This is a genomic window from Rhizobium bangladeshense (assembly GCF_001662075.1).
Lineage (GTDB): Bacteria > Pseudomonadota > Alphaproteobacteria > Rhizobiales > Rhizobiaceae > Rhizobium > Rhizobium bangladeshense_B.
The window spans coordinates 353,931-379,928 of sequence record NZ_LYPL01000004.1; the positions used below are offsets into that span (position 1 = coordinate 353,931).

Here is a 25,998-nt window from a genome sequence, read left to right on the forward strand (position 1 = left end):
GCGCGCGTTAGGCGAAGCGCCCCGTGAACACGTAGCCGACACTCCTCACGGACTGGATCAGGGCCGGAGTTTTGGGATCCGGCTCGATCTTCTTGCGAAGCCGCACGATCTGGGCGTCGATCGTCCTGTCGAATGCTTCCAGGTTCCGGTTCCGCGTCAAATCCATGAGAGTGTCTCTGGTCAGGACACGGCCGGCATTCCGCAGAAAGACGACGAGCATGTCGAATTCGCCCGAGGTCAAGGGAATGTCGTCCCCCCCCGGAGACGTCAGTTTCCGCCGGGGGACGTCCAGAACGAAGCCCTCAAACCGAAACGTCTCGTCGGGAACTGCGGCCTGCGTCTTGGGCTGAGCGGCGCCGGCTCGACGCCGGAGGACGGTTCGCAGGCGTGCGAGCAGCTCCCGAAGGTGGAACGGCTTGGCGACATAGTCGTCCGCCCCGAATTCGAGGCCGATGACCTTGTCAGTCACGTCGTCCTGCCCTGTCAGCATGAGCACCGGGACGTCGGAGCCGCTTCGAAGCTCCTTCAGCAGGTCGAAGCCGTTCTCGCCGCCCGGCAGCACGAGGTCCAGAAAGATCGCGGCGAACGAGCCTCTGGAGAGTTCGGACCGCATTCCGGCGCCGTTTGCGACCGCAGTGACGCGGTAGCCGTTATCCTCGAAGTATCGGGCGAGCATCTGCCTTATCCGGGCGTCGTCGTCGACCACGAGAATGCGATCCGATTCCATCTACCAAGCCTCACTGCATGCCTGCGTCAGACATAACGCAGGATTTCGCGGCACGCCACCGTCGAAGTTGCGCCTTCTTTCACAAGAACCGTCGATTAGGACAACAGCACGGGCAGAGAGGCGGGGCGACTCAGAAGTCCTCCTGGTCGTCTGACATGCCGTCATGCAATGGCCGCTAAGAGATCTCGTTGCCGATGTAACAACCGCAAATTTAAAGTGCGTCCAGCTTCCATTGACATCTGCACACCAATTCTGGGGAGTCCGTCAGCAAAGCGTCCTGAGACGGTTGACGTCGTCCACGGTCACCGTCCGCCCCCTGACGTCGATTCCGCATCCCCCCAAGGTTGCGAAAGCGCGTGACAGCGCTTCCGGCGCGAGCCCCAGCTTTCCCGCCAGGATCCTCTTCTGGTAGGGGAGCCGGAAAGTGAAGCAGTTCGCTTCCGCAGGGCACCGACTCAAAAAGTAGTTGGCGACTCTTTGGGATGCGGTTTGCAGGCGGTCGGCCGCGACGCAGTCCAGCGCGGCAAGGAAGTGCTCGGACACGATGAGGGCCAAATTGGCAAGCAGCGGAGGGTGTCGAAGCGCAAGCTCGCGCAGGCCGGCCAGATCGAACGCTGCGACTTCGGTCGCCTCCGCGGCGAGAGCCGTATGGGGATGGACGCCGCCGCCGACAACGAGATGGTCGGCGAACATCTCTCCCGGTTCCAGCACGCAGATATCGGCTTCGCGACCGCTCGATTCCCTCTTCACGAGACGCACGAGACCGTGCATCAGGTAGAAGGCGTCCTCCGCCGCCTGGCCTTCGCGGAATATCGCTTCACCGGCCTGGAACGCCCGAACGTCCACCAGCTCCTGCAGAAGTCCTGCCACCACCTGGTCGAGCCCTCGAAAAATCCTCGCATCCCGGACAATCTCATTTCTGGTAAGCATCACGCTTCCTTCCCTCGTTCGGGCTCGTCGTCCGCGATCGCCCGCCATGCAGCCCCCTCAAGATCCTCGTACTGGCCGCTCTTCAGCGACCAGAGAAAGGCGGCGAGACCGACGCCTCCCATGAAAAGCGCGATAGGTATCAGGTAGATCAACATGTTCATGCGGATCGAGCCTCCGTCCGCGGAACACGGACACGGGCGTCCGGTGCCGGAGCGCGTCTCATCAGGACGTTGAGGCGCAAGGCGTTGGTGACGACGATGATCGACGACGTCGACATCGCGACCGCCGCGACGAGAGGCGTCGCCAGCCCGGCGATGGCTATCGGCACGGCCAGGACGTTGTAACCGATGGCAAGCGCGAAATTCTGTCGGACGAGCGTCGCAGAACGCCGCGCGATTTCGACGGCCTGGGGAACGGCGTCAAGCCGATCGCTGAAGAACACGAGGTCCGCCGCGTGGCGTCCGATATCGGAGGCCGTGGCCGGAGCGATCGACACGTGGGCTGCCGCTAGCGCCGGGGCGTCGTTGATGCCGTCGCCGACCATGAGCACCCGGTGGCCGCCCATGCTCAGCGTCTGGCAGGTCTCGACCTTCTGCCTCGGGGTCAATTCCGCGAGAGCGCTGTCGATGCCCAGCTTACGGGCCGTTGCCGCCACCACGTTCTCGCGGTCGCCTGAGAGCATTATCGTCTGGAAGCCGTCGCCGCGAAGGCGTTTCACGGCCTCGGCCGCTCCAGGCCTGATCGTGTCCTCGAAGAAGAAGCGTGCGACGGCCCGGCCGTCCCTCGATAGTACGACTTCCGAGAGGGCGCCGTCGACCTTCGTCGCCTCGCCGCCGCATGCAAAGGCCGAGCTGCCAAGACGATACGCCGCCTCGTCACGCGTTGCCTCGAGCCCCCCGCCCGGCACCTCCACCACCCTCTCGAATTGAGCGGGAGCGGGAGCGGCGCTTCGGACGAGGGCCTGTGAGAGAGGATGCCTTGAGTGAACCGCCAGCCCGGCCGCGCAGGCAACGTCGGCGTCGTTCTCGGCCTCGAAGGAAACGAGGCGGGGAGTTCCCATCGTCAGCGTGCCGGTCTTGTCGAACGCGACGAGGTCGATTTCCGACAGCCTCTCCAGTGCCGAACCGTCCTTGACCATGACACCTCGGCGGAATAGTTCCCCGGCGGCGACGACCTGCACGACCGGGACGGCCAGCCCGAGCGCGCAGGGGCACGTGATGATCAGCACGGCAACGGCGACGAGCATCGCCTGTTTCCAGTCGCCGCCCAGGAAGCCCCATCCGAGGAACGAAACGAGCGCCAGGAGATGGACGACCGGAGAATAGAGCGAAGCCGCGCGGTCGGCTATTCTGCGGTAGCGGGCTCTTCCTCCCTCCGCAGCCTCCATGAGCGCGATGATCTCAGAAAGAAGAGAATTCCTCGCGAGCTTCGTGGCGCGGACCACGAGCGATCCTGTCAGGTTCATTGCGCCGGAGCTTACGCAAGTCCCCCCGTGAACCGAGGCCGGGCTGCTTTCGCCGGTGACGATCGAGAGGTCGACTTCGCTTTCTCCCCTGACGACCACGCCGTCGACGGGGATGCGTTCGCCCGCCGGGATCGCAACGTCGTCGCCTACCACGATATCCTCGACGGCGACGAAACGGCGGGAGCCGTCCGGCTGAACAAGCAGCGCGCCGCGGGGCGCGATACGAGCAAGACCATTGATGGCCGCTCTGGCCTTCTCACGCATCATATGATCCAGCGCCCGGCCGATCAACAGGAAGAACAGCAACGAGACGGTCGCATCGAACCAGGCGTGCTCGCCGTGATGCATGGTCTCCCAGAGGGATACCGCGTAGGAGAGCGTCACCGCGAGTGAAATCGGCACGTCCATGTTGGTCCGGCCATGCTTGAGCGCATTCCACGCCGACTGGAAGAAAAACCGCCCGGCATAGATCAAGGTGGGAGCCGCGATCAGGGCCGAAATCCAGTGGAACATGTCACGCGTCGCAGCATCTGCTCCGGACCAGACGGAAACCGACAGCAGCATGATGTTTGCGGCGGCGAAGCCGGCCACGCCGACCGCGAGGAGTAGCTGGTTGCGGGTACTGTCGTTCTCCGTCGCGACGGGCGTGAACAGATGGGCGCGATAACCCGCGCCGTCGATCGCTTCGAGTATACGCGCCGGGTTCGTGGGCTCATCCTTTTCGCGCTCCGAGTAGACGCAGGTGACGCGCCGGGAGGTAAGATTCACCCTGGCCTTCTTCACGAAAGGCAGCGCCTTCAGCGCCTTCTCGATCGTCTGGATGCAGGCGCCGCAATGGACATCCGGAACGCTGAGATCGAGCTGGTGCAGTCCTTCTCCGAGCGGGTGGCTCGCCAGCGCGACTTCCTCGGCACTGAAGGCCTTGGCACTCATCGCGAGCACCGCCTCGGCGTTCATCATGCAGCACGTCATCGGACGAACTCCGCCGTGTCGAATCGCAGGGCTTCATGCATCACGGTCATCCCGTCTCGCTTAGAAATCAGTTCGACGATCCAGTCGCCCGAAGGCACGTGGTGGTCGACCTCGAAGCGACCTTCGGCGACCTTCTTCAAAGCGGCGGTGAAGTCCTCATGGTCGCCCACCGGCCTACGGAAAGCAGCGGTCACCTCTTCGGCAGGAGCGGGCGAACCGTCTCGATTATGGAGGTTGTAGGTGAAAACGTTGCCGCGTAGCGAAATGTCGCCCGAGACTCCGGTCGCCGCCATGGCCTTGATCGCGGATGCTTTCTGGTTGAACTGCTGGCTCGCTACGTAGGTGTTCTCGACCACCAGACCACTCCAGCTCGCGGAGGCGAACCAGGCCATCGTCACGTTGACGGAGATTACCACGGCGAAGAAGGCGCATGTCGTCAGCAGCATGTGCCGGCCCGTGAATCCTTTGTCGGTTCTGCTCATTTTATGTCTCCGGGTGAATTGAAGGCCGCGCGGTAGGTGGCGCGGTCGGAGTTATCTTCGTCTCCGATCGCGAAAAGGAACTCGTCCACCGAAGCGCCGGAGGGCCGGCTGGTCACGAAGACCTTGACGGTCGTCGCGACGTCGGGCGCTGCGTCCAGCACGAAGCTGCGCGCGTCCTCCTTGCCCAGTTCAGGAATGCGCATCGTCGCGCCCTCGAGTCCCGATATGGTCAATTCGATCTTTCTGGGCTTGGGCACCATATTGAGGATGCGCAGCGTATAGCCGTTGCGGATCGACCCGTCGCTTTCCAGAACGAACTGCGGATTGCGGTCGTGGACGACGTTGAGCTCAAGCCTGTCCCGCATGGCGAGGTGGACGATCATGCCCGCGCCGATCATGCACCACACCGCCGCATAGAAGACCACGCGCGCTCTGAAGATGATCCTCCAGTCGAAGTGCCTGATGCCGTCGACGAACGACCCGTCCGGCCCGCGCACCCTGGAGGGCTGGACCGGCGTCCGCCCCCCGTCGGTCGCAATCGCCATGTTGTCCGCATACTCGCTGAGGGTGGCGTAGGCGATGAGACCTCGGGGCTTGCCGATCTTGTTCATGACGCCGTCGCAGGCGTCGATGCAGAGCGCGCAGGTGATGCACTCCATCTGCTGGCCATCGCGAATGTCGATTCCCATGGGACAGACGGCGACGCAGGCGTTGCAGTCTACACAGTCGCCCACAGGCTGTCCCAAGGCCTGAGCCTTTTTGGAATGCCGGGAGCGCTGCTCGCCGCGCCAGTCGTTGTAGGTGACGACGAGGGAATTCTCGTCTAGCATGGCACCCTGGATGCGCGGCCACGGGCACATGTACGTGCAGACCTGCTCGCGCATCAGCCCGCCGAGCACGTAGGTCGTCGCAGTGAGCGTCGCCACCGTCGCATAGGCGACCATCGGCGCGTCCCCGGTGAAGAGCGACACGGCAAGGCCGGGAGCGTCTGAGAAATAGAAGATCCAGGCGCCGCCGGTCACCACGCCGATCGCCAGCCAGATGGCATGTTTCACAACACGTTTCCGAGCCTTGTCGAACGTCCACTGGGCCGCGTCGAGCTTCATCCTGGCGTTGCGGTCGCCCTCGACCCAACGTTCGACGACCAGAAAGAGATCGACCCAGACGGTCTGCGGACAGGCGTAGCCGCACCAGGCGCGACCGACGGCGGAAGTCACCAGAAACAGCCCGGAGCCGGCCATGACGAGAAGACCGGCCACGTAATAGAATTCCTGTGGCCATATCTCGATGAAGAAGAAGTAGAAGCGGCGGGACGCCAAATCGACGAGGATCGCCTGGTCGGGAGCGTATTCGCCCCGGCCCCATCGGAGCCAGGGAGCGATATAGTAGATGCCTAGCGTGACCAGCATCACCAGCCACTTGAATCGGCGGAAGCGGCCTTCCGCACGCTTGGGGAAGATCTTCTTACGTGCAGCGTAGAGCGGCTCGCGGTTCCGGCGCGCGTTGACGGGCTCCGCGTTCACGCGCTCGACGTTGTTGGGATCCGGGGCAGTGTAAAGGTTCATTTGCCGCTTCCTTTCCACCGAGTTCTCCCAGCTCTCCGTCAGCTCGTCCTTGATTCAAATCAAGAACGGCGTCTTCGAAAAACGGCCACGCCAGAAAGGCCGCGGCCGAGCAGGAACTGCTGAACTGAGAGCGGCCACGCCTCGGAGGGTTCGAGACGTGGCCGGGAGGAACTGCGGGGGAGATATCCGCTGGGACGTCCTCGATCGACTACCGGCTGGTCGTCCGATGGTCTTTGAGCGCAGTCAAACTCACCATCGAATTTCCGATTTTCTCGGGTTCTTCTCGCTCGCATTCCGGGGCTACGGGCTTCGCCCGAACGGAGACGCGCGAATGGACCACCGAGCGTGGCAGCCCGTAGAGTGCAAGCAGTGGATCATGATCATGGGCGCTCATGTCGCACTCCTCACGTTCCACCGCCGAGCGAGTGCACGAACACCGTCAGCTCCTTCACGGTCGCCTCTCCGAGGCGGGACGCCCATGCAGGCATGACACCGTGCTTCGGCGCAGCGATCTGGCGGGCGATCGCCTCCTCGCCCTTCGACTTCAGCCAGATCGCGTCGGCAAGGTCGGGCGCTCCCATGTCCACCTTCCCCTTTCCGTCCTCGCCATGACACGCCGCGCAGTTGTCGAGGAAGAGCTGCCTGCCGGCTTCGGCGAGGGCCGGATCGGAAGGTTTGTTGGTCAGGCCCCAGACATACGCGGCCACCTGCTTCGTCTGCGTTGGGTCAAGCATGTCCGCGAAGGCGGGCATCTCGGAAACGTGGCTGTCCCCGTCGCCGTCGAAGCGGATGCCGTGGGCGATCGTCGTCTGGATCGACTGCAGGTCGCCGCCCCACAGCCAGTCGTCGTCGTTGAGGTTCGGAAAGCCGGGACCGCCGCTCGCGCCCGAGCCGTGGCACGGCGCGCAGTTGACCTTGAACGACGAAGCGCCGCCGGCGATGGCGAACTCGCGCAGGGTCGGATCGGCGTCGATTTCCTCGACTGTCTTCGAGGCGATCATGTCATGGAACTTCATCTGGCCGGCCTTCGCTTGATCGAGATCCTGCTGGAACTCGGCGCGGGTCGAATAGCCCAGGTGGCCCTTTGTCGCGGAAGTGATCATCGGTATGGCGGGATAGGCGATAGCGTATCCGATCGCCCAGAGGATCGTGACGTAGAAGGTCCACACCCACCAGCGCGGCATCGGATTATTCAGTTCGCGGATGCCGTCCCACTCGTGTCCGGTGGTCTCGACGCCGCTGATTTCGTCAATATGCTTATCCGACATCTCAATCGTCCTTCAGGGGAATGGCAGCGGCCTCGTTGGCCGCCTGCCTGCTGCCGGGGCGGAGCGTGAAGACGACGACGCCAAGGAAGAATGCCGTCATCGCCAGAAGACCCCAACTGTCGGCGAAGTGCCGCATTGCCGTGTACGTTTCCATGTTTCACCTCATCGGTAGCCGGTTGCGTCGTCATAGGTCGAGAAGTCGACCAGCGTGCCGACCATCTGCAGGTAGGCGACCAGAGCGTCCATCTCGGTGAGCTTCTGCGGGTCACCGTCGAAATCGCCGACCTTCGCCTTCGGATAGCGGGCCAGAAGAGCGGTGGTATCGGCGTTCGGGTCGGCCTGCGCCTTGATGTCGGCTTCGGCATTGGCGAGCATGTCGTCGCTGTAGGGCACGCCGACGTCTTCGTTGGCCTTCAGATCCATGCCGACGTCCTTGACGGTGACGTCCTGCGTTTTGAGAAAGGCGTATTTCGGCATGATCGATTCCGGCACCACTGCCCGCGGGTCGGAGAGGTGCTGGACGTGCCACTCGTTCGAATAGCGACCGCCGACGCGGGCAAGATCCGGACCCGTGCGCTTCGAGCCCCATTGGAACGGGTGATCGTACATAGATTCGGCGGCCAGCGAATAATGGCCGTAGCGCTCCACTTCGTCGCGGAACGGACGGATCATCTGGCTGTGGCAGAGATAGCAGCCTTCGCGAATGTAGATGTTGCGGCCGACCAGCTCGAGAGGCGTGTAAGGCCGCATCCCCTCCACCTTCTCGATAGTGTTCTGTAGATAGAAGAGCGGTGCGATTTCAACGATGCCGCCTATGGAAACGACCAATAGCGAGCCGACAAGAAGCAACGTCGCGTTCTTCTCGAGGATCTTATGTTTGTCCAGTATCGATGCCATGGTTCACCTCACTCGGCGGGTTGTGCCTGGGGCACGTAAGCGGTCGGAATTGCGGCTTCGTTCCGCTCGCGACCGCGGATGGTCATGAAGACGTTCCAGGCCATCACGAGGCCGCCCATCAGGTACAGCCCACCACCCACGACACGCAGGACGTAATAGGGGATCATGGCGGAGACGGTTTCGGCGAAGGAGTAGACGAGGAAGCCCTGCGAATTATACTCGCGCCACATCAGGCCTTGCTGGATACCGGCGACCCAGAGAACGGCGGCGTAGACGACGATGCCGAGAGTGGCGAGCCAGAAGTGCCAGTTGACCATCCTGAGGCTGTAGAGCCGCTCGCGGCCCCAGAGCTTCGGCGTCAGGTAGTAGATCGCACCGAAGGTGATCATCCCGACCCAGCCGAGCGCACCCGAATGCACGTGACCAATGGTCCACTCGGTATAGTGGCTGAGCGAATTGACCGTCTTCACCGACATCATCGGGCCCTCGAAGGTCGACATGCCATAGAAGGCGATGGCGATGATCATCATGCGGATGATGGGATCGGTGCGGATCTTGTCCCAGGCGCCCGAAAGGGTCATGAGGCCGTTGATCATGCCGCCCCAGGAGGGCATCCAAAGCATGATCGAGAAGACCATGCCGAGCGTCTGGGCCCAGTCGGGCAGTGCCGTGTAGTGCAGATGATGAGGGCCGGCCCAGATATACATGAAGATCAGCGCCCAGAAGTGGATGATCGACAGGCGGTATGAATAGACCGGCCGGTTGGCCTGCTTCGGCACGAAGTAGTACATCATTCCCAGGAAGCCCGCCGTCAGGAAGAAACCGACGGCGTTATGGCCGTACCACCACTGCGTCAGCGCGTCCTGGACTCCCGAGAAGGCCGAATAGCTCTTGCTGCCGAGAAACGACGCAGGAACGGCTAGGTTGTTGACGACGTGCAGCATCGCGATCGTGACGATGAAGCCGAGATAGAACCAGTTCGCCACGTAGATGTGGGGTTCCTTGCGCTTGAGGATCGTGCCGAGGTAGACGACGAGATAGGCGACCCAGACGATGGTCAGCCAGATGTCGACGTACCACTCCGGCTCGGCATATTCGCGCGCCTGGGTGATGCCGAGAACATAACCGGTCGCCGCCATCACGATGAAGAGCTGGTAGCCCCAGAAGACGAACCAGGCGAGACTGCCGCCGAAGAGCCGCGCATGACAGGTGCGCTGCACGACGTAAAGGGAGGTCATGATCAGGGCGTTGCCGCCGAAGGCGAAGATAACTGCCGAAGTATGGACGGGCCTGAGCCTGCCGAAGTTCAGATAGGGGGCAAAGTTCAGATCCGGGAAGGCGAGCTGCGCCGCGACCACGACTCCGACCAGAAAGCCGACCACGCCCCAGAAGACGGTGGCGATCAATCCGTATCGGATGACCTCGTCGAAGTAGCCCGAGGGATCGGCCTTGGGCACCTGGCCCGCCGGCGAGAAGTCGACCCGCCGCAGCAGGATCACAGTTCCGGCAAACAGGCAGAAACTGAGGATGCCCATGTGGACGGCGAAGAGGTGATCGTGGGCGAGTCCCGCGCCCACTAGAGCTAGGAACGCGGCGACAGCGACCACGATGGTTTCCGTTGTATAGTTCATGACGTCTTCCCCAGTGCGCAGCCGGCCACGTCAGGGCCAGCTTTCTCGAACCTTGAAGTACGACTGTCACGAGGACGTCAGCAGCTCCTTGATCTACGTCAATGAACGCCACAAACCTCGTCGGGAGGCTCGCCTGTTACAAACCGTCACAACATCGCACCAATTGGCACGATCCGATCATCCTCGTGTGACTCGGCCGCTGTTTATTGAGCCCACTCAACGAGGGGAAATGACGATGCTGATGCAGGGCAAGAACGCTTTTGAAAACGCCGAACTCGCAGTCGAGGTAGCTCGCGGTCCTTGTCTGGCTTCGGTCTTCCGCACCAGCTCCACGGAGCTCGTCGAGGCCGGACAGGCGATATGCTGGGAAGGCGACGACGCCAAGCATCTGTTCCAGATCGTCGAAGGCGTCGTGCGACTGCATCGGATCATCGGAGAAGGACGCAGGGTCATCACCGCCTTCCATTTCGCCGGCGACGTCGTCGGCGCCTCGCTGCTCGGTGAATTTCTCTTCACCGCCGAGGCCGTCACCGATTGCAAGATCCGGCGCATCTCCCGCAAGAGCTTCCACCAGGAAGTCGCGCGCTGCGATGAACTGCGCCCTGCCTACATCGACCTCTTGTGCCGCGAGAACGCCGCGGCACACGACCAGATGGTGCTGCTGTCGAAGAAGAACGCCGAGGAGCGCCTCTGCACCTTCATCCTTCGGCTGGCTTCGAGACCTGGCGCGAGGCGCCGCGACGTCCTGCGCGTGCCGATGAACCGCCAGGACATCGCCGACTATCTCGGTCTGACGATCGAGACGGTTTCCCGTACCATCACCAAGCTCGCCGCGCGCAACGTCGTCGTCGCGCAGGGCCGGCACGATCTGAAGATCCTCAGCATGGAAAAGCTTGCTCGTTTGTCAGGCAGCGCGGATGATTTTTCTGAAAAAACCTGCCATAGGGTCAGCATCCACTGATCAACAGGAGCAGGTATGCCCCACCGCCTCATATCGCCACGCACGGCGTCGCCGCAGGAACTGGACGTGCTGGTGCATGTGCTCGACGGGGCGGACATCATAATCCATCGCCTGGAAGGCACCATCACCCATTGGTCGATCGGGTGCGAGAACATGTACGGGTGGACGCGGGAGGAAGCTGTCGGAGAGAAAGTGTACGAGCTTCTCGCCACGCGGGCCCCCGAACCTTTCGAAGACATTCAGGCGCAACTCCGGTCACGCGGCTTCTGGCAGGGCGAAATCGTCCACCGGCACAAGAGCGGTCACGACATCGTCGTCGCGACCAGATGCGTCCTTGTAAACCTGTCCGACGGTGACCTCGCCGTCATACAGGCGAACAGCGACGTCACGGCGCTCAGGAGGGCCGAGGAGACCGTCAGGTCGCGCGAGGCGCATCTGTCCTCCATTCTGGAAACCGTTCCCGACGCCATGGTCGTCATAGACCAGAAGGGCATTGTTATGTCGTTCAGCAAGGCCGCGGAAAAGCTGTTCGGGCTAAGCTCAGACCAGATCTGCGGCCGCAACGTCAGCGAACTGATGCCGAATCCTTACCGCGACGCCCACGACGGCTACATCGGACATTATCTGGAAACCGGTGAGAAGCGGATCATCGGCTATGGACGCGTGGTTACCGGCCGACGGGCCGACGGCACGCACTTCCCGATGGAACTGCACGTCGGCGAGGCTACCGCCAACGGCGAACGCATCTTCACCGGCTTCGTACGCGATTTGACGAGCCGAATGAAGATCGAGGAAGACCTGCGTCAGGCGCAGAAGATGGAGGCCGTCGGACAGCTAACCGGCGGCCTTGCCCATGACTTCAACAACCTCCTGACCGTCATTAGTGGCAATCTCGAGATGATCGAAGACAAGCTGCAGCCGGGGCCGCTGCGCGACATGCTTCGCGAAGCCCAGGAGGCCGCGGCCGATGGCGCGAAGCTGACTGGCCAATTGCTGGCCTTCGGCAGGCGACAGCCGCTTTCTCCCAAGCAGGTGGACCTCGGGCGCCTCATCACCAGCTTTTCAGATCTTCTTCGACGGACATTGGGCGAGAGCATCAAGCTGTCGACGGTGTTGTCTGGCTCGCACTTCGACGCCCTCGTCGATGGCTCGCAGCTTCAGAACGCCATCCTGAACATCGCCCTCAACGCGCGTGACGCGATGCCGAAGGGCGGCGCCCTGACCATCGAGGTGTCGCGGGTCAGCCTCGATGCCGACTACGCCAAGATGTATCCGGAAGTGCGCAGCGGGAACTTCGTGCTGATCTCCATGACCGATACCGGCGCCGGGATGGCCGACGAGGTGAAGAAGCGCGCGATCGAACCGTTCTTCACGACCAAGGACGTAGGCTCAGGAACCGGTCTCGGTCTGAGCATGGTGTACGGCTTTGTCAAACAGTCCGGCGGCCACCTTCAAATTTATAGCGAAGTCGGAAGGGGCACGACGATCCGCATTTACCTGCCCGCCCTTGATGCCGTCAGAGCAGATCCCTTCGTACAACAAGCGGGACCAACGGAATCTCCCCTTCCCAAGGGAACCGAACTTGTTCTCGTCGTCGAGGACGACGCGCGGGTGCGTCGCGTTGCGGTAGCGCGGCTCGTCACCATGGGCTATTCAGTGCTGGAAGCTGAGAACGGACGTCGCGCGCTGGAGATTCTCGAGCAAAACGAGAACATTGCCCTTCTGTTCACCGACATCGTGATGCCGGGAGGCCTTTCTGGAGACGAAGTCGCAGGCGAAGCGCGCAAGATCCGTCCCGAACTTGCGGTACTCTTCACATCCGGATATTCGGAACCTTCTCTCGCGACGCATGAAGTGATCGCCGGAGCGCAGTGGCTGCGAAAGCCGTACACCGCGAGAGAACTCGCAACGAAGATCCGAGAACTGCTAGACGAGCGATGAGTCGGCCGGGACGTTTGCGTCACCGGGGATCGTGACGATCTCGGGCCCCGATTGTGTTGCGACTTGCCCGGCAATGTTTCGAAGATTCAATTTGCAACAGTTCAGCTAGACTGACGTCCCCTCGTCTATCGGCGGATCGCCGGGCCGAAACGCCAGAACTTCAATCGTCTTACGATTCCGACCCTTTTGGAGAACATCGCTCGGCCGCTGTCGCGAGCGATAGAAGCCTCGCTAGATCCTGCTGGCCTCTCAGCTCATTCTTTGCGCCGCGCCGAGCCTGTAACGAAGGGCCGAAGTCTCCGTGCTTCGCACGCTCCATAGACGACCCGCATGCAGCGCGGCGACCATTCAGGTCGCAGCCCTATCATTTTTCCAGCTCTATCGCACTGTGCTGCGCGTCGGTGACGTACTTCAACGGGTGCCGGGGGCTCCCACCGAGATTCAAGATCGCGAAGCCCAAAGGACGAATGCGAGGCGCGGAGGCCGGATTTGATCTACCAAATTTGACCAGGGTCAAAGAGGGCCGCTTTCGGATCGCATAGAAAGACTCCCGAGGCCGACCATCGGTCCCGTTTCAAATGGAGATAATCAATGCGCTTCAATATTGTCCCGGCCGCGGTGGCTGCGGTTCTCGTTGCGTCTGCCGCGCCGTCGATGGCCGCCGATCATCAGATTCAGATGCTCAACAAGGGCGCCGAGGGCGTCATGGTCTTCGAGCCTGGGTTCGTCAAGATCGCTCCCGGCGACACCGTCACCTTCGTACCAACCGACAAGAGCCACAACGTCGAAACGTACAAGGGCCTCATTCCGGACGGCGCGGCGCAATTCAAATCGAAGCCGAACGAGGAATTCCAGACCAAGTTCGACGTCCCCGGCGCCTACGTCGTCAAATGCACGCCACATGCCGGCATGGGCATGGTCGCACTGATCCAGGTCGGGGACGCGCCGGCAAATCTCGATGCCATCAAAACGGCAAAGGTGCCGAACCCGGCGCGCAAGCGCCTCGACGCCGACCTAACCCAGGTCACCCCGTAACCTAAATCAGCCGCAAGCTGGCGCTTCAAAGCGCTAGCCCGCAGGGAGTCGATCTATGATCAAGCAAGTCACCTCTGCCCTGTTCGCAGTCCTCTGCGCCGCCGGAGCGGCGCACGGACATGCAACGCTTGAACAAGCGCAGGCGGCGCCCGGCAAGGCCTATAAGGCCGTCGTCCGGATCGGTCACGGCTGCGAAGGAAAGCCTACCATCAGAGTCCGCGTGAAGGTTCCAGAAGGACTTATTTCCGCCAAGCCGATGCCAAAGTCGGGCTGGACCGTCGACAAGATCAAGGGCGCCTATGAAAAAAGCTACAATCTCTATGGCGCGGCGGTGAAAGAGGGAACGACAGAAATCGCCTGGAGCGGAGGCAATCTCGCCGACGACGAGTATGACGAGTTCGTGTTCCGTGGAACGGTCGCCAAGGAAACGCCGACCGGGACCCGCATATACGTCCCGATCGTGCAGGAGTGCACCGACGGAGCTTTCGAACGGTGGATCGAAATTCCAACGGTGGGCAAGTCATCCGACGATTATGAAAATCCGGCGCCGTTTTTCGACGTCGTAGAACAACCTCGTTCTTGAGAAGGACCACCGCCCATGTGGCTGATCATCCCCACATGGGCGGCCGCCAACCGGCGGGCAGCCTTGCTTCTCTTGCTCGTCCTGGCGGCTCTCGGGTTTCTTTCGCCAGTGGGTGCGCAAGCTCACGCCGTGTTGAGAAGTTCCTCCCCCGCGAGCAACGAAACTCTGGATCAGCCGCCCAGCCGCGTCGAGCTTCGCTTTAACGAAGCAGTCAGGCTTGTCGCTGCGAGCGCTACCGATTCCACCGGCGCCCGGACAGTCGTGCAGGGGAATACTCTTGGCTCCGCTGTCATATTGAACCTCCCAAGTTCGATCGCTCGTGGCACTACCATCGTGAGTTATCGAGTGGCATCGGAGGACGGGCATCCGGTGGGCGGCTCCGTCGTCTTCCACGCTGGCACGCAGACGGCGACGATCAGCGATGCCCCGCAAGGATTCGTCTCGCCCCTGATGATCACAATCTGGCTTGTGCATGCCGGCTCGGTCGTCCTCCTTGCGGTCGTCGTCGGGGGTGCATTCTTCGCCCATCTGTTCGACGCCGGGGCGCTCCTCACATCGCGACAAAGCCTCACCGCATACCTCGCCATCCTGCTGCTTACCGCGAACGTCTACCTCCAAGGGCTTGACGAGATTGGGGGCGAGCTGAGGTTCGCCGGAATGCGGCCGTTTCTCGTCGCGACCCAGAGCGGCGCGGCGATCGCCGCATCTCTTGCAATGTTCTCCCTCGTGCTCGTTTCGATACCGATCAACGGCCGCAGGGCTTCCTTGGCGGCCGTGGTACTTGCGATGATCGCCGCCTCCGTCTCCTTCACGTTCACCGGCCACTGCAACGTGGCGGAGCCTCGCTGGCTCGCCAGGACGTGCATGTTCCTTCATGGAGGAGTGTTGATCTTCTGGATCGGAAGCCTGATCCCCCTGTGGCGAATTGGCGAAACGCAAGCGCGCTCGGATCCGCTGCTCGGCTTCTCGCGAGCAATACCCTTGCCGTTCGCTGGGATGCTGCTGGCGGGCGGTGCGCTCGCCTGGATTGAATTGCCAGCGCTCGATACCGTTTTGCTATCGATCTATGGGCGGGTGCTGCTTCTGAAAGTCTTACTGGTCTCATTGCTCTGCTTGCTCGCAGTCTACAACCGATTCTGGCTCACGCAGCCTGCGCTGGCCGGAAGTTCGATCGCCAGATGGCGCCTGCGACGCAGCATCTCCGCCGAGATAGTCCTGGCCGTGGCCATCGTTGCCTCTGCCTCGCTCTGGCGCTTCGCAGGCCCCGATCAACTTGAGTTCGCGACAGCGGTGCCAATGCTTTCCGTTCACCTGCATTCCGAGACCGCAATGGCGCAGCTCGAGCTTCAGCTCCAGCCCGACGGAACCTCCACGGCACGACTGAGCGTCATGACGCTCGACTTCGAGCCACTCGAGCCGCGCACTGTCGTACTTCGCGTGAGAAAGCCGAATGCCGGTGTTGAGCCCATAAAATACGATCTGTTGAAATCACCGGACGGCGCCTGGGAGACCGGCGGCCTTCCCATCAGTAATCCCGACGGCTGGGAGGCCGATGTCCAGATCCTGATCGATGATTTCACGACGGCTCATATCCAAGGCGACCTGGCTCCATCGAGCGACGCCTCCGCCACCTCGGTTACGAAAAGGTCCGGTGTCGGTTCCTGACCGCCGGCATGGCCCGAGTGAGAGAAGTCTCCGCGGATCCATAAATTTCACGATCAAAGAAATTGTCGAAACCGCTACGAGCCTCTTAATGTGGAATTAAAATGCGACGGTTAGCCTTATCGGTCTGAACAATGGGTGGTCGTAATGTTCGTTCTTTCAGTTCTTGACGATGGCGGCGAGCGAAACTTTGTGACGACCAGCGTCAGGGTCGAGGACGGTCGGATCTTTGCCGTCGTGGGCGACGCCACGCGCCGATTCCAGATCGAAGACGTCATCGATTTAGTGCTGGTGGCGCGTACCGATTGTCCGCAACGGCGAGATGGTGCTCGAACCGGGGGAATCTGCTGAGCTCGCTCCTGAGCCCTGGGAGCCATCCCTCTTTGACAATGATCGCAAGCGCAGCCGTCGCCAAGTGATCGCCGGCCAATTCGACTTCGCAGCGCCGTCGGGGGTACGCCTGCCCGAGCAATCGACGACGTCGGACACCGTCCAGAACGACATTCGCCGACCCTTGGGTGCGAGAGAAAACGATGCTTATCAAAGAAGGCGAGAGCCGCACTCTGAAGACGGACATTCTGCTCGCATCGTCGCTGGCGTTCGTTGCGGGGGGCGTCAACAGCGCCGGGTATCTGGGATTCGGCTACTTTTCGGCCAACATGACCGGCAACGTTTCATTGATCTCTGACCATATCTCGGCCGGAGACCTCTACCTCGGGGTCGCGTTCTTAGGTATTGTTGCGATGTTCATGGCGGGAGCGTTCTCTGCGTCGTTGTTCATCCAAATTGGCAAACGCTACGGGTTGCCGGCTATATTTGCCCTGACCCTTTTGGCAGAGGGGGCCTTGCTCATGGGCATCGGCCTCTACTCCCTCATCGCAGGTTCAAGTGTCAGCGGACTCGGAACCGTCGGTGTGATAAGCTTCTCGATGGGCATCCAGAATGCCGCATCCACGCGAATATCCGGCAGCAGGGTACGAACGACTCATGTATCTGGCGTCGCAACAGATATCGGAGTTGGACTGGCGCAACTGATCGAGCCGTCTGATGCCCATGCGGGCCGGCATACTCGGGATCGCCTTCTGCTGCACAGCGCGACCGTGGCGTCGTTCCTCATCGGTGGCACGGTCAGCGTGCTGTGTTATAAAGCTGCCGGCGGTGCGGTATTCTGCGCGTTTTCAATCGTTTTGCTGCTCCTTTGCGTCAGGCACCTGATTGGCGTCTCGCATGACTGAGGATGCGTGCACTGCATAGACGGTCGGCGATAGCTGCCTCAGAAAGCAGTCAGTCATCTAGGGCGACCGTGCCGGCCTTGCTCAGATAGGAGGCGAGTTTGGCCCGATCATGCCATTCATGATAGGCAGTCTTACCCAACAGATCCGCCGGCACCTTCCAGCCGGGGTCGACGCCCTCCATATTCGGAAGATCATGCGCGATGCCCTTATGGCAATCGATGCAGGTCGCCTTGCCCGGCAGCAGGTATCGGGTGTGAATTTCGGCGGCGCGCTCTGTCTGCTTCGTCAGATCCATGGCTCCCATCGAGTGGCAGTTTCGGCATTCCAGGCTGTCGTTGGCCTTCAGCCGCCCCCATTCGTGCTGGGCGAGTTCCAGCCGTTTGTCGAGGAACTTCTCGCGCGTATTGATCGTCCCGAATATCTTGCCCCAGACTTCCTTCGATGCCTGCATCTTGCGAGCGATCTTGTCGGTCCATTGGTGTGGCACATGGCAGTCGGGGCATGTGGCGCGAACGCCCGAGCGGTTCGAAAAATGAACCGTGCGGCTCAGCTCCTCGTAGACATTCGTTCGCATTTCATGGCAGCCGGTGCAGAAAGCCTCGGTGTTGGTCGTCTCGAGCGCAGTGTTGAATGCGCCCCAGAACATGACGCCGCCCACGAAGCCGCCAAGCGTCAGGAAACCCAGGCTCAATGTCGCTGCCGGCGAGCTCAGCAAGCGCCAGCACCAAAGGATTGTCGCCTTTATCCTGCCGATCATTGCTCGCTTCCCGCAGGTTTGAACCCCAGCTCGCTCATGTCCTTGAAGATGTTAGGCACCAAAGGCTTCGCATCCGCCTGAGGCACGTGGCAGGCCGTGCAGAAGTATCGCCGGGGCGAAACGTCTGCCAGCATCTGCCCTTCGCGGGTCATGTAGTGCGTGACGCTGATCATCGGCGCGCCGGAGCCTTCGGTAAGCTCGCGCCGATGGCAGGAAAGACAGCGATTGGCGTTCACCGTCAGTTGGTAGCCTTCGATCGAATGCGGGATGATGGGCGGCTGGTCTGGATAATTTCGCATCTTGCGGACGTCATCGACCACCCACTTGGGAACCGGCTTCGGATCCTTGCTCTCCATCGGATTCTCGTTGCCCGACAACGACGGCACCATCTGCGCCAGGGTGACGGTGCCGGTGAGCATGAGGACGGCCACGGCCGCGATCGCCCAGACGCGCCTCGAAATCAGACGACGGGAAGAATCTTGACTGCGCATTTTTTGAAATCCGTCTGCTTGGAGATGGGGTCGGTGGCGTCGAGCGTGACCTTGTTGATCAACTGGCTGGCGTCGAACCATGGGACAAAGATCACGCCGTGCGGCATTCGGTTGCGCCCGCGAATTTCCACGCGGCTAATGATCTCGCCGCGCCGCGATTGTATCCGCACCTCAGCGCCCTGATTGAGGCCCATTTTCCTGGCGTCGTCTCCGTTCATGAAACACCGCGCGCCGGGAAACGCCCGATAAAGTTCGGGAACACGCATCGTCATCGAGCCGGAATGCCAGTGTTCGAGGACGCGGCCCGTCACGAGCCAGAAGTTGAACTCGTCATCGGGCGACTCGGCCGGCGGCTCATAGGGGACTGCTAGGATGACCGCTCGACCGTCCTTCTGCCCGTAGAACTTCAGCCCCTCGCCCGGCTTGACGTAGGGATCGTAGCCTTCGCGGTACCGCCACCGCGTCTCCTTGCCGTCGACCACGGGCCAGCGCAGGCCACGCACCTGATGGTACATGTCGTAGGGTGCCAGATCGTGTCCATGCCCGCGCCCGAAATGGGCATATTCCTCGAAGAGCCCCTTCTGGATGTAGAAGCCGAAGGCCTTTGCCTCCCGGTTCTCGTATTCGGGCGAGACATCCGACAGCGGGAATTCGTCGACATTACCGTTCTGATAGAGCACCTGGTAAAGCGTCTTTCCCTTGTATTCGGGGGTCTTCTCGAGGATGTCGGCGGGCCAGACCTCGTCGGTGGTGAAGCGCTTGGAGAATTCCACCAACTGCCAGAGGTCCGAGCGGGCTTCGCCGGGAGCATCGACCAACTGGTGCCAGACATGCGTGCGCCGTTCGGCATTGCCATAGGCGCCCTCCTTCTCCACCCACATTGCCGCCGGCAATATCAGATCCGCGCTCATGGCGGTGACTGTCGGATAGGCGTCGGAGACGACGATGAAGTTGTCCGGGTTTCGATATCCCTTATAGGTCTCGTTGCTGGTGTTCGGCGCGGCCTGGACGTTGTTGTTGACCTGCACCCAGTAGAAATTCAGCTTTCCGTCGTTGAGCATGCGGTCCTGCTCGACGGCATGATAACCTGGCTTGTCCGGAAGGAGCCCGTCCGGAAGCTTCCATATCTCCTCCGCGTGCTTGCGATGGTCCGGATTGGTGACGACCATGTCGGCCGGCAGGCGGTGGGCGAAGGTGCCGACCTCGCGGGCCGTACCGCAGGCCGACGGCTGCCCCGTCAGCGAGAACGGACTATTGCCCGGCTCGGAAATCTTGCCCGTGAGCAGATGCAGGTTATAGACCATCTGGTTGGCCCACACGCCCCGAACATGCTGGTTGAAGCCCATCGTCCATAGCGACATGACCTTGACCTTCGGATCCGCGTATAGTTCCGCAAGTTGTTCGAGGAAGGCGCTATCGACGCCCGAAAGCTCGACGGTTTTCTCGAGCGTATATTCGGAGACCATCGCCTTGAAGGCTTCGAAGTCGATCGGCTCCATCTTGGCGGCGTCGGCCACGCCCTTGGCGTTCATTTCCAACGGGTTGTCGGGACGCAGGCCGTAGCCGATGTCGGTCGTGCCCTTCATGAACTTCGCGTGCTTGTCGACGAAGTCCTGGTTGACGCGGCCGGTCTGGATGATGTGGTTGGCGATGTAATTCAGGATCGCGAGGTCCGTTCCCGGCTTGAAGATCAGCGGGATGTCGGCGAGGTCCATGCTGCGATGCGTGAAGGTCGACAAGACCGCGACCTTGACATGCTCGTGCCCGAGCCGCCTGTCGGCGACCCGCGTCCAGAGGATTGGATGCATTTCGGCCATATTGGAGCCCCAGAGCACAAAGGCGTCCGCGTTCTCGAAATCGTCGTAGCAACCCATCGGCTCGTCCATGCCGAAGGTGCGCATGAAAGCCACCGCTGCCGAAGCCATACAGTGACGCGCGTTAGGATCGAGGTTGTTGGAACGGAAGCCCGCCCGCATCAGCTTCGTCGCGGCGTAGCCTTCGAAGATGGTCCATTGGCCGGAGCCGAACATGCCGACCGCCGTCGGCCCCTTTTCCTTCAGCACGCGCTTGGCCTGCGCCGCCATGACGTCGAAGGCCTCTTCCCAGGTGACGGGCTCGAACTCACCGTCCTTGGCATAGACGCCGTCCCGCTTGCGCAGAAGCGGGCTCGTCAGCCTGTCCTTGCCGTACATGATCTTGGAGAGGAAGTAGCCCTTGACGCAGTTGAGGCCCCGATTGACCTCCGCCTCCATGTCGCCATGGGTCGCGACGACCTGGTTCTCCTTCACGCCCACCAAGACGCCGCAGCCGGTGCCGCAGAAGCGGCAAGGCGCCTTAGACCATTTTATCTCCAGTGCCGCCACCCCTCCAGGCACCGACTGCGCTGAAGCGGGGGCGGCAAGGCCGGCGGTCGCCGCCGCGATCGCCGCCGCCTGCGCCTTCAGGAGATCACGCCGCGTGAGTTCGGTCGTCATCGATCGTCTCCTCGATTTCCAGTGCCTGTTCGAAAACCATGTGGGCGGCGAGCACGCCGTCCATCCCCGAAATGCCGATGAGCGTTTCCCCGAGCACGCCCGAATGCGGTCCCTCGATCACGACGACAATCTTGCCCGATCCCGTCGCGTGAACCTCGACCCCTTCGATCGCTGCGAGACGCGCTGCGACGTCTTCGGTCAATTCCGGCCGGGTGACGACGACGGCGCTCGAGACGTGATGTCGGCGGTTAGACATGACCTGCCTCCCGATGGCGGGGTTTCATCGTGATTGAATCGACCGGACAGACCGCGATGCAAGCGCCGCATCCCGTACATGCCTGCACATCGAGCTCAGGAACGAAGGGGCCGCCGACCCGCGGCCGAAAACGGATCGCGCCGGCCGGACAACCGTCGCGGCAGGCCTGACAGTCGACGTAGTTGTTGGCGAGGCATCCATCGCCAATCGCTGCAAAATGGGCAAAGCCGCCAGCAGAGCCGTCCGGAAAAACGCTCTCGGGGCATCGCTCAGCGCATTTGCCGCAGAACGTGCATTCCCCGTGCCTGAAATCCACGACCGGAATGCCCGAACGGATTGAAATGATCCCCGTCGGACAGGCGTCGACGCAGGCACCGCAGCCCGAACAGTTTTTGATGGATGCTTCGGTCACTCCCGGAGGGAAGATTGTAGCCGGATCCTCGGATGACCTGCCGGTGAGAAAACCGCGCCGGGTGCGAGCTGGGAGAGCCATGATGGATCGATCCTCACTCTGCCGAGCCGGGAGGCGCAGCCTTGACTTCATGAGGTCCCGGCGGTCCATACACGATCTGATACATCCAGACCATGAAACCATAACCGCCGACAACGCCGACAGCGACCACAGGCCAAATCCCGAAAGCGAGTACAGCGAACGTCAACAGTTCGCGCCTGCGCTTCCTCCTGAACTCTCCCACTGAATCCGAGATTTGGGTCACAACATCCTCCCAGAGTTGTTGCCGAAAGCCTGCCATACCCCTTCAGATGTGTCCAGCATGAACATTCGCTGCATTCTCCATCAGGGGCAGCTCTCCGAAGGCGGCGGCCAACGCACCACTTTGAGAGCGATTTTCGCTCACGCCGGACGAATACGAGGCCGTTTCGACCGTCATTGCCGAGTCAATTAATCTCAACCGCATCGCGCCTCGCTCCCCACCAAGGGAGACGCGACGCGCGATATATTCCACGGTCAGGCGGCGTAGATGGAATTGCTGCATTTTTGCGCATTTTGCGAGGTTAATGGCGGCGTGCTTCGCTTAGTGCCGCGTTGAAGACCTGCAGCGCGTAATCTGCGGCTGCTATTTCGTCCTCACTCGTCAGCTTCATCGAGGAGCACTCTTCCCTGAGCGTACGAAGGACTTTCCGACGCAGCTTGGCGATCGCCATCTCGTCTTTCGAGCGAATCACCTCGCGCAGGCAGGCTATTGATACTATTTCCATGACGGCTAGCTTGCCTTCCACTTCTCCTTGCGAAGGGATCGCGAAGCGTTCGCCACCGCGCTTGAAGTCACGATCAATGAGTAGCATCTGCAAGATCCTTTCCTCGACCAGTGTCGCTCCCGGAGATCATTCCGGCGCATCGAATGCGGGTCCGCGGGACTTTTCCGCTCCGCGCGACGGATGACAGCCTATACAAGAAAGGAGTTCGGACATTGCGGAAGGTCAAAGACCGCCGACAGAACGGCCGGTAGCGTGACTGGGAAACTCGCCGATGTTATGGCTGACGTGTTCGGACTGCAAACGAAACTCGGACAGAGCCCTTCACTCATTGCCCGGTGGATGCGCTCCCCAACGCGGCGATGACCGAAACCGCCCAGCGCAGGAGGAGCCGAACATGAACACCGCCGTCCCATCGAGATACTTCTTCAACGTGCGTAGGAGTGTGAGATACGAGCGGGACCCGCTGGGTCTCCTGCTTCCGGACATCGACGCCGCCGTTACGGCCGCACTATACGCTGGCCATGTTTCCCTTCGCCAGGGAACCTCGTTCCGGCGACGGCCACGGCTTTGCGAGATTACTGACGCCGCTGGCCAAGTCCTTGCCGTGGTGCCCGCCGAGTGAAGCTTGTCGTGCGTCTTCCAGCGTCGCCGCAGCGACCGCACGGGTCCGATCTCCCAGGTCTAAAAAGAATTGGGTAGCCTTCGACCGTCAATCGTCCCTTCCCGCGCTACGACCCGATAGAGCCCTGATTGAAATTCCGTAGAAGACGTGCGGCGGCTCCGAAAGCACCGGGAGCTCAGCCGGCTTTAGCGATCCGATTTCCCACCAGTCGGAATGCCGCTGTAGCAATGACCAAGCGTGCACTCTTTCATCATGCCACAAACCGTTGTCCGGAAACTCTTGAAAACGGCCTTCGATGACGATGCTTGTCCACCCGCCCCCGCTCGGCAGGTGCTCGACATGGAGGCAAACCTTGTCGTTCGCCCTCATCCAATCCAGCTTCCGCCCCGGCATGGAGAAACTGTAAGCAACGTCTCCCGCAAAGGAGAAGTAGATTGCAGCGATATAGGGTTGCCCGTCACGACAGCACGCTAGATGTCCGAAGCGCGCATGTTCGAGGATTCCGTAGCATTCCCCCTGGCTCAACTCCCGCAACCTGAGCGCCATGAAGCATCCTCCTCTTTATGGTTGGCCCTGACCAAGAATACTCTTCAGGAAGGAGGCGTCTTTGATCGAGCGCAATACCGGGCGGTCGGGGTCGCTCATGCTGAAGCGATTGATGGCTATCTCCCGCGAAAATCCACGCAGCGACCGCATGGTCTGGACATCGGATCTGAGGGGATGGCAGAGCAGCATCGTGTCCGTGCAATGGTCTCATTGCGGACCACCTCTCTAGCCGTGTTCCGACAATCAGCGATGCCAGGCCAGTTGCGCTAGCTCGCACACGATTTGAGGCGGAAATGAAAGATCCATTGTGGCGCATCATGGATCAACCTGCTGAACTCGTCCTTTGGAGCGAATTGATCCCACGCGATCCTTCCACCAACCACAACGTCGCCGGCGGTCCATGGCCGGCGTAGCCCGCCGTTGAAAGCGACCAAGCTACTCGCCGGCCGGGTACGGCGGCGGCTTGGTTGCAAAAGTCATTCTGCGGGGAGCCAGACACGGCATCGGATTGGCCGGGCCCTCCGATTGGCCGGTCACCTGGCCTCGGATCGCAGGCGCCAACGCGCAGCGGACCAGCCGTCTCTAATCAAGCTCGATTCAGGGAATTCGGCGACTCTGCGCGACGATCGTGGCCTGGTCGGCGACGAAGATGGCGGCAAGCTCGTCTCGTCGCAAGCTTTGGCGAGGCTGCAGCGCTGGTCGAAGCGGCGGAGTCCCCCGAGCGACTACCGTGTTGACAGGATGCGCAGCCTTCTAGCGGGCGATCGGCTGGACTTCCGGCCACGTAATATGCCGTCGAAATGTCGTTGAGAACCCTGCGCACGCCGCGCACGCACTCCGCAGTGACCTTCGCTGCTTCCCTTTTCAACGGACACGCCATCCTTCCGCGCAAGGTCACCTCGCCATTGAGAACCGTAACCTTCACGACGTCGTGCGTCAGTCCGAGTTCAAGTTCCAAGCGCCTTCTTACCGCAGTGGAAAGGTCGACGTCGCCGATAGGAATGACGGTGTTTGCGGGCATGGACTCTTCTCCGTTGCGACGGCGAGAACTTACGGGCGATTTGCCCTTGCAGCGTTGATGCAGATCAACTGGCGGCCAGCCCGCAAGCCAAGCTCCGCAGCGGGAGGCAACCAAGGCGCACCTCGGCGTTGCGCGCGGCGCCGTACGCTGCGTCATTCAGGAGCAGGTGCCACGAGGGATCAATTTTAAGCAATTATGTAGCAACTGCCACCGAGTAGTTGATGACAGTCTCATCGACCCGATCAGCCTGTTGCGTATTGAGCAACGATAGGGGGAAGATTGTCTTCAAGAGGAGCGAGGGTCGCGAACCTAGACGCGTTTAGACTCTTTCAGTGTCCCTAGATGGGATTCCGCTTCGCCGAAGTGTCGCCACGACATTGTCAAACATCGTCGCCCGACAAGTAGGACGGTGGAAGGCTTCGCAGCATTCTCAGGCAGTCGATTAGCTGCCCCGCAAACGAGTTGGACCGGTTGGCCTCCTCATCGCTGGTAGCCGTCGCGCCGATATCCAGATAGCACTCGGCGAGTGTCTCACACAACGGCATGAGCCGTTCGATGGCGGACGAGGACGATCTCAGCGACAGCGAAGCACTTACGAAGGGCGATTTGCGCAAGGATTCAGCGCGCTCGCTACATTGTTGCGCCAGGGATTGCAGCTCTCTACTTTCTCCACCGCTCGCATCTGCAGCTATCGACTGGACGTGCAGCGCCAGCCTTTGCTCTAGCGGGGCGATGTCGACCGCGCCGATGGTCAGCATCTTGTCTCGTTCGCTGTGGAATGCCAGCCTCCGCTCTCGTCTCAGTTTCGCGACGTGTCCCAACTCCTCGCGCGCCATCCGCTCGGACGCGCTTTTGATCTCGTCCGACTGCGCATGGGCGGAGACATAGGTCCAGAACACGAAAGCCCGTTCCTCGTTTCGCACCGCCATTGAGAATGCTCGATATGCGCTAAGCATGTCGGGAGCGACCGTGCCCGCCCCCTCGTCGTCAAAGAGTTCCTCTCGGTTTCCGCCGACGACCTGACGGTTTGGGCGTGGACCCGCTTCTTGCCAGTCGACGACCTTGGCCAAATGGCTTTTCTCCTCGATGACAAGTGCTTCGAAAATTTCAGCGAGATCCGGACGCTTCATCTCCCGCATCCTGTCGGCCAGTGCGACGTAGCCGTCGATCGCCTCCTGTTCCATTTGCGCGGCAAGCGACAGCAGATCTTCCAGGGTGCTGAGTTCCCACGGTTCGCGGTTAACAGACGGCATTTCATA

Annotated in this window: 29 protein-coding genes; 8 read left to right on the forward strand and 21 right to left on the reverse strand. The window is 61.3% G+C overall.

Features of this window, described 5'->3' with window-relative positions; genetic code table 11:
• Positions 1-7: 7 nt before the first annotated feature.
• From A7X77_RS11585 to ccoN, 10 genes are all read right to left on the reverse strand, one after another.
• Entirely contained in the window at positions 8-727 is a 720-nt protein-coding gene (locus tag A7X77_RS11585) for a response regulator (protein WP_064683046.1), read from the reverse strand.
• 264 nt (positions 728-991) lie between these two features.
• On the reverse strand, positions 992-1,657 hold the full coding sequence (locus A7X77_RS11590; protein ID WP_064683047.1) for a Crp/Fnr family transcriptional regulator: 666 nt from the start codon (positions 1,655-1,657) through the stop codon (positions 992-994).
• The gene (gene ccoS / locus A7X77_RS11595; protein WP_064683048.1) at positions 1,657-1,818 is read right to left on the reverse strand and encodes a cbb3-type cytochrome oxidase assembly protein CcoS; all 162 of its coding nucleotides are present in this window, start codon (positions 1,816-1,818) and stop codon (positions 1,657-1,659) included. Before ccoS ends, A7X77_RS11590 begins: the two co-directional genes overlap by 1 nt.
• Positions 1,815-4,094: a cation-translocating P-type ATPase gene (locus A7X77_RS11600; protein ID WP_064683049.1), complete on the reverse strand. Its 2,280-nt coding sequence runs from the start codon at positions 4,092-4,094 to the stop codon at positions 1,815-1,817. Before A7X77_RS11600 ends, ccoS begins: the two co-directional genes overlap by 4 nt.
• The gene (locus A7X77_RS11605; RefSeq protein ID WP_064683050.1) at positions 4,091-4,576 is read right to left on the reverse strand and encodes a FixH family protein; all 486 of its coding nucleotides are present in this window, start codon (positions 4,574-4,576) and stop codon (positions 4,091-4,093) included. The genes A7X77_RS11600 and A7X77_RS11605 overlap by 4 nt, the downstream gene beginning before the upstream one ends.
• Positions 4,573-6,141: a cytochrome c oxidase accessory protein CcoG gene (ccoG, locus tag A7X77_RS11610; protein ID WP_064683051.1), complete on the reverse strand. Its 1,569-nt coding sequence runs from the start codon at positions 6,139-6,141 to the stop codon at positions 4,573-4,575. The genes A7X77_RS11605 and ccoG overlap by 4 nt, the downstream gene beginning before the upstream one ends.
• Positions 6,142-6,545: 404 nt before the next feature.
• Positions 6,546-7,409 carry a cytochrome-c oxidase, cbb3-type subunit III gene (gene ccoP, locus A7X77_RS11615; RefSeq protein ID WP_064683052.1) on the reverse strand — a complete coding sequence of 288 codons (864 nt, stop codon included), beginning with the start codon at positions 7,407-7,409 and terminating at the stop codon, positions 6,546-6,548.
• Between the two features lies 1 nt (position 7,410).
• Positions 7,411-7,563, reverse strand: a complete 153-nt coding sequence (locus A7X77_RS11620) for a CcoQ/FixQ family Cbb3-type cytochrome c oxidase assembly chaperone (RefSeq protein ID WP_064683053.1) — start codon at positions 7,561-7,563, stop codon at positions 7,411-7,413.
• Positions 7,564-7,571: 8 nt separating this feature from the next.
• The gene (gene ccoO, locus A7X77_RS11625; RefSeq protein WP_064683054.1) at positions 7,572-8,306 is read right to left on the reverse strand and encodes a cytochrome-c oxidase, cbb3-type subunit II; all 735 of its coding nucleotides are present in this window, start codon (positions 8,304-8,306) and stop codon (positions 7,572-7,574) included.
• A gap of 8 nt (positions 8,307-8,314) precedes the next feature.
• Positions 8,315-9,937, reverse strand: coding sequence for a cytochrome-c oxidase, cbb3-type subunit I (ccoN, locus tag A7X77_RS11630; RefSeq protein ID WP_064683055.1), 1,623 nt, complete (start codon positions 9,935-9,937; stop codon positions 8,315-8,317).
• A 235-nt stretch (positions 9,938-10,172) separates the two neighbouring features.
• Here ccoN and A7X77_RS11635 point away from each other — a divergent pair, with 235 nt between their 5' ends.
• The 7 genes from A7X77_RS11635 to A7X77_RS11665 all read left to right on the forward strand — a co-directional run bounded on the left by A7X77_RS11635 (position 10,173) and on the right by A7X77_RS11665 (position 17,354).
• Positions 10,173-10,898 carry a Crp/Fnr family transcriptional regulator gene (locus tag A7X77_RS11635; RefSeq protein ID WP_064683056.1) on the forward strand — a complete coding sequence of 242 codons (726 nt, stop codon included), beginning with the start codon at positions 10,173-10,175 and terminating at the stop codon, positions 10,896-10,898.
• 15 nt (positions 10,899-10,913) lie between these two features.
• The gene (locus A7X77_RS11640; RefSeq protein ID WP_064683057.1) at positions 10,914-12,839 is read left to right on the forward strand and encodes a hybrid sensor histidine kinase/response regulator; all 1,926 of its coding nucleotides are present in this window, start codon (positions 10,914-10,916) and stop codon (positions 12,837-12,839) included.
• A gap of 591 nt (positions 12,840-13,430) precedes the next feature.
• On the forward strand, positions 13,431-13,874 hold the full coding sequence (locus tag A7X77_RS11645) for a pseudoazurin (protein WP_064683058.1): 444 nt from the start codon (positions 13,431-13,433) through the stop codon (positions 13,872-13,874).
• A 55-nt stretch (positions 13,875-13,929) separates the two neighbouring features.
• Positions 13,930-14,457 carry a YcnI family protein gene (locus A7X77_RS11650; RefSeq protein ID WP_064683059.1) on the forward strand — a complete coding sequence of 176 codons (528 nt, stop codon included), beginning with the start codon at positions 13,930-13,932 and terminating at the stop codon, positions 14,455-14,457.
• Between the two features lie 15 nt (positions 14,458-14,472).
• Positions 14,473-16,122, forward strand: a complete 1,650-nt coding sequence (locus tag A7X77_RS11655; protein WP_064683060.1) for a copper resistance protein CopC — start codon at positions 14,473-14,475, stop codon at positions 16,120-16,122.
• A gap of 144 nt (positions 16,123-16,266) precedes the next feature.
• The gene (locus A7X77_RS11660; RefSeq protein ID WP_064683061.1) at positions 16,267-16,470 is read left to right on the forward strand and encodes a hypothetical protein; all 204 of its coding nucleotides are present in this window, start codon (positions 16,267-16,269) and stop codon (positions 16,468-16,470) included.
• A gap of 182 nt (positions 16,471-16,652) precedes the next feature.
• Positions 16,653-17,354, forward strand: coding sequence for a YoaK family protein (locus tag A7X77_RS11665; protein ID WP_064683062.1), 702 nt, complete (start codon positions 16,653-16,655; stop codon positions 17,352-17,354).
• A 49-nt stretch (positions 17,355-17,403) separates the two neighbouring features.
• Here A7X77_RS11665 and A7X77_RS11670 read toward each other — a convergent pair whose 3' ends face one another.
• From A7X77_RS11670 to A7X77_RS11705, 8 genes are read right to left on the reverse strand one after another with little or no spacing between them, the layout of a single operon-like run.
• Entirely contained in the window at positions 17,404-18,111 is a 708-nt protein-coding gene (locus A7X77_RS11670; RefSeq protein ID WP_064683063.1) for a NapC/NirT family cytochrome c, read from the reverse strand.
• Positions 18,108-18,530, reverse strand: a complete 423-nt coding sequence (locus A7X77_RS11675) for a nitrate reductase cytochrome c-type subunit (RefSeq protein WP_156665780.1) — start codon at positions 18,528-18,530, stop codon at positions 18,108-18,110. The genes A7X77_RS11670 and A7X77_RS11675 overlap by 4 nt, the downstream gene beginning before the upstream one ends.
• Before the next feature lie 41 nt (positions 18,531-18,571).
• Complete coding sequence (gene napA / locus A7X77_RS11680; RefSeq protein ID WP_064683065.1) at positions 18,572-21,076, reverse strand: periplasmic nitrate reductase subunit alpha; 2,505 nt, start codon at positions 21,074-21,076, stop codon at positions 18,572-18,574.
• Positions 21,051-21,332, reverse strand: a complete 282-nt coding sequence (locus A7X77_RS11685; RefSeq protein ID WP_064683066.1) for a chaperone NapD — start codon at positions 21,330-21,332, stop codon at positions 21,051-21,053. Before A7X77_RS11685 ends, napA begins: the two co-directional genes overlap by 26 nt.
• Positions 21,325-21,825 (reverse strand): ferredoxin-type protein NapF, encoded by a 501-nt coding sequence (gene napF / locus A7X77_RS11690; protein ID WP_064683067.1) that lies wholly within the window; start codon positions 21,823-21,825, stop codon positions 21,325-21,327. The genes A7X77_RS11685 and napF overlap by 8 nt, the downstream gene beginning before the upstream one ends.
• 13 nt (positions 21,826-21,838) lie before the next feature.
• Positions 21,839-22,048 (reverse strand): periplasmic nitrate reductase, NapE protein, encoded by a 210-nt coding sequence (gene napE / locus A7X77_RS11695; RefSeq protein WP_064683103.1) that lies wholly within the window; start codon positions 22,046-22,048, stop codon positions 21,839-21,841.
• A 42-nt stretch (positions 22,049-22,090) separates the two neighbouring features.
• Positions 22,091-22,327 (reverse strand): hypothetical protein, encoded by a 237-nt coding sequence (locus tag A7X77_RS11700; RefSeq protein WP_064683068.1) that lies wholly within the window; start codon positions 22,325-22,327, stop codon positions 22,091-22,093.
• A 19-nt stretch (positions 22,328-22,346) separates the two neighbouring features.
• Positions 22,347-22,637: a hypothetical protein gene (locus A7X77_RS11705; RefSeq protein WP_064683104.1), complete on the reverse strand. Its 291-nt coding sequence runs from the start codon at positions 22,635-22,637 to the stop codon at positions 22,347-22,349.
• Between the two features lie 307 nt (positions 22,638-22,944).
• On the opposite strand from A7X77_RS11705, the gene A7X77_RS11710 reads away from it, so the two are divergent.
• Complete coding sequence (locus tag A7X77_RS11710; RefSeq protein WP_064683069.1) at positions 22,945-23,172, forward strand: DUF6894 family protein; 228 nt, start codon at positions 22,945-22,947, stop codon at positions 23,170-23,172.
• Positions 23,173-23,259: 87 nt separating this feature from the next.
• Here A7X77_RS11710 and A7X77_RS11715 read toward each other — a convergent pair whose 3' ends face one another.
• From A7X77_RS11715 to A7X77_RS11720, 3 genes are all read right to left on the reverse strand, one after another.
• Positions 23,260-23,718, reverse strand: a complete 459-nt coding sequence (locus A7X77_RS11715; protein ID WP_064683070.1) for a pyridoxamine 5'-phosphate oxidase family protein — start codon at positions 23,716-23,718, stop codon at positions 23,260-23,262.
• 586 nt (positions 23,719-24,304) lie between these two features.
• Positions 24,305-24,895 carry a BON domain-containing protein gene (locus A7X77_RS32270; protein ID WP_348626292.1) on the reverse strand — a complete coding sequence of 197 codons (591 nt, stop codon included), beginning with the start codon at positions 24,893-24,895 and terminating at the stop codon, positions 24,305-24,307.
• 224 nt (positions 24,896-25,119) lie between these two features.
• A complete protein-coding gene (locus tag A7X77_RS11720; protein ID WP_064683071.1) occupies positions 25,120-25,992 on the reverse strand; it encodes a ferritin-like domain-containing protein in 873 nt (290 codons plus the stop codon).
• Positions 25,993-25,998 lie beyond the last annotated feature (6 nt).